This window comes from Deinococcota bacterium (genome assembly GCA_030858465.1).
Classification (GTDB): domain Bacteria; phylum Deinococcota; class Deinococci; order Deinococcales; family Trueperaceae; genus JALZLY01.
This window is the reverse complement of sequence record JALZLY010000381.1, coordinates 1-3,205: the sequence shown is the minus strand read 5'-3', so window position 1 is coordinate 3,205 and position 3,205 is coordinate 1. Positions and strand designations below refer to the sequence as shown.

General features: G+C 67.5%; 4 protein-coding genes. 1 reads left to right on the top strand and 3 read right to left on the bottom strand.

Annotated elements, in window-relative coordinates; all coding sequences use genetic code 11:
- Positions 1 to 533: zinc-binding dehydrogenase (locus tag M3498_18860; protein MDQ3461329.1), on the top strand; the 533-nt coding region annotated here is incomplete at its 5' end.
- Between the two features lie 46 nt (positions 534 to 579).
- Here the strand turns inward: M3498_18860 and M3498_18855 are convergent.
- The 3 genes from M3498_18855 to M3498_18845 form a co-directional block, all read right to left on the bottom strand.
- The gene (locus M3498_18855; GenBank protein MDQ3461328.1) at positions 580 to 1,086 is read right to left on the bottom strand and encodes a pyridoxamine 5'-phosphate oxidase family protein; all 507 of its coding nucleotides are present in this window, start codon (positions 1,084 to 1,086) and stop codon (positions 580 to 582) included.
- A gap of 287 nt (positions 1,087 to 1,373) precedes the next feature.
- The gene (locus M3498_18850; protein ID MDQ3461327.1) at positions 1,374 to 2,234 is read right to left on the bottom strand and encodes an ABC transporter permease; all 861 of its coding nucleotides are present in this window, start codon (positions 2,232 to 2,234) and stop codon (positions 1,374 to 1,376) included.
- A gap of 2 nt (positions 2,235 to 2,236) precedes the next feature.
- Entirely contained in the window at positions 2,237 to 3,187 is a 951-nt protein-coding gene (locus tag M3498_18845; protein MDQ3461326.1) for an ABC transporter permease, read from the bottom strand.
- Between the last annotated feature and the right edge of the window lie 18 nt (positions 3,188 to 3,205).

The following is a 3,205-nucleotide window of genomic DNA, read 5'->3' as shown; positions in this document are numbered from 1 at the left end:
TGGTCACCGGTGCGAGCGGCGGGGTGGGCAGCCTGGCGGTGGCGCTGTTGGCGGGCCGCGGCTTTACGGTAGCGGCGAGCAGCGGCAAAAGGCGGGCGCATGAGTGGCTGCGCGGCTTGGGCGCCTCGAGCGTCTTGGACCGCGCGGCGCTGGCCGAGCCCTCGCTCAAGCCGCTGTTGAAGCCCTCCTGGCAGGGCGGGGTGGACACCGTCGGCGGCCAGACGCTGGCGACGCTGCTCAAGAGCCTCTACTGGGGCGGGGCGGTAGCGGCCTGTGGGCTGGTGGGCGGCACCGAGCTGAACACAAGCATCTACCCCTTTATCCTGCGCGGGGCGAGGCTGTTGGGCATCGACTCGGCGGCCTGCCCGATGGCGCGGCGCAGTGCGGCCTGGGCGAAGCTGGCCGGCGAGTGGCGGCCGGCGGACCTCGAGGCGATGACCGAGGAGATCGGCCTGGACGGCCTCGAGGCGGCTGTTCAAAAGATCCTCAAAGGTGAGATGCAGGGCCGCGTCCTGGTCGATCTGGACGCCTGAACCCTGCCCACCGTGCTATAGCTGGCTATAGCTGTTCGGCCGAACCTTACTCGAGCTCGAGCGTCTCGTTCTCGCCGCCCTCGGCGCGCTTGCCGGTCGTCACGGCCTTCAAATAGCCACCCAGCATGACCATCAGACCCGAGGGCGAGTCCCAGTACTGGGCGCCCGAGACCGCGACCTGCAGGAGGGCGATCTGCGGGTCGTCCAGGCCCTTGGGGAACCAGGCCCTCAGCGGCTCGCTCCAGAGCTCTTTCATCTTGGCCTTGTCGCGGCTGATAAGGCCCTTGCCGGCCACCGAGACGTAGCGGTTGCTGGAGGGATCGACGTAGGCGACGTTGACCTGCGAGTCGGCCTCGAGCTCGGCGGTCTTGCCGCTGTCGAAGGCGGTAAAAAACCACAGGTTGCCGCCCACGTCCTGCTCCTGGGTAGCCATGGGGCGGCTGTGCAGTTCGCCGTCCGGCGCTCTCGTGGTCAGCATGGCGATCCTGATGCCCTTGATCTCCTCGTTCAGCTTCTTGATCGCTTCGTCGTGCGTCATGGTTGCGTCCGACATGGCAAATCCTCCCTTGTAAACGAACCCTATCCTACGGGGAAGGTGCTGGGTTTTCAGTAGGCTGCGCCAAGTCTCCCTGGGCCAAGTCTCCCTGCGCCAAGCCCACGAGGCGGCCGGGGTCGCCGAGCCGGACGGTGCCGCCCCCACGATTTTCGCCGTGATCCCCCGAGGGACCGACGAGGCTTTGGAGAGGGTCGTGGTCGTCGCCTTTGAGCACGAGGCGCTCGAGGCCTATCAGGAGGCGCTCGAGAGGGGAGAGGAGTAAACGGCTGTCTCGAGCCCCGCGGCTACCTCAGGGCGTTTTTGAGGGCTGGGTCCAAGAGGTCGCGCAGGCCGTCGCCGAGAAAGTTGAAGCCCATCACGCAGACCATGATGGCGAGGCCGGGAAAGACGCCCATCCAGGGGGCCTCCTGGAGAAAGGCGCGGCCCTCGGCGAGCATGCGCCCCCAGCTCGGGTCCGGCGGCTGCGTGCCCAGCCCGAAAAAACTGAGGGCGGCCTCGGCGAGGATGGCAAAGGCCAGGCTGAGCGAGATCTGGACGATGATTGGCGCGAGGGCGTTGGGGAGGATGTGCTGGAGGATGATGCGGCCGTCTCCCTGCCCGAGCGCCCGGGCGGCACTGACGTACTCGAGGCCCCGCACGGCGATCACCGAGCCGCGCGTGACGCGGGCGAAGATGGGAATGTAGACGATGGCGATGGCGATCATCGCATTGCCCACGCCGCGCCCGAGAATCGCCATGACGGTGATGGCGAGCAAGACCGCGGGAAAGGCGAAGAGGATGTCCATGACCCGCATGACCAGCTCGTCGAGCCATCTTCCATAAAAGCCGGCGAGCGCGCCCAGGAAGACCCCGAAGGTCGCGGAGATGGTTACCGCGATAAAGGCCACCTGAAAGGAGACACGGGCGCCGTGGAGGATGCGCGAGAGGATGTCGCGGCCAAAGTCGTCGGTGCCGAAGGGGTGCTCTAAGCTGGGCGGGGCAAAGCGGGCGGTGAAGTCCATCGCCATAGGGTCGTAGGGCGCGAGCCGGTGACCGGCAAGGGCGATAATGCCAAAGACGAGGATGATGAGGCCGCCCGTCACGATCAGGCCGTGCCCTGTCGCGCGCCTCAGAAAACGGTGAAATCCTGCCAGGCTTAGGGCCACGCTCAGGCGTACTCCACGCTCGGGTCCAGGAGCACGTAGGAGAGGTCGGTGAGGAAGCTGATCACCGTAAAGGCCACCGCCGTCACCAAGACCGAGGCCTGCAGCATCGGATAGTCGCGCTGCAGGGTGGCGGCCAGGGCGAGCGAGCCCAAGCCGGGCCAGGCGAAGATGATCTCGACCACCACCACCGCGCTGAAGAGGGCGGCCATCTGCAGCCCGACGATGGTGACGATGGGAATGGCGGCGTTGCGGAAGACGTGCTTGACGATGATCACCCGTTCGCTCAAGCCCTTGGCCCGGGCGGTGCGGACGTAGTCGCGGTGGAGCACCTCGAGCAATGACGAGCGCACGAAGCGTGCCATGATCGAGCCGCTGATGATGCCCACGGTGGTGGCGGGCAAGACGAGATGGCTGAGCCACGCGCCCAAACCCTGGCTGAGCGGGACGTAACCGCTCGAGGGCAGGACGCGGAGGTGCTCGGCGAAGACCAGGATGAGCAGGATGCCCATCCAGAAGTCTGGAATCGACACGCCGATCTGGCTCATGACCGAGGCGCCGAGGTCGGTGCGGCTGCCGGGCTTGAGGGCGGAGAGCACGCCAGCGGGCAGGGCGACACTGAGCCCCACGAGCAGGCCCGCGAAGGCGAGGACGAGGGTGGCGGGCAGGCGGCGGGCGATCTCCCCACCGATCGGCCTGCCGCTCAAGAGGCTGACGCCGAAGTCGCCACGGGTGACGATGCCGCCGAGCCAATCGGCGTACTGGATGGGCAGGGGCCGCTCTAAGCCGAGCTGCCGGCGCAGGGTGGTGATCGCCTCGGGCGTCGCGTGCACGCCGAGGCGCACCCTGGCGGGGTCGCCGGGGATGAGCGGCACGATGCTGAAGGTGAGGATGGAGACCCCCAAGAGGACGAGCAGCAGGGTGCTCAGGCGCTGGAGGAGATAGCGGGAGCTCACAGGCTAGGGGAGGGGCGG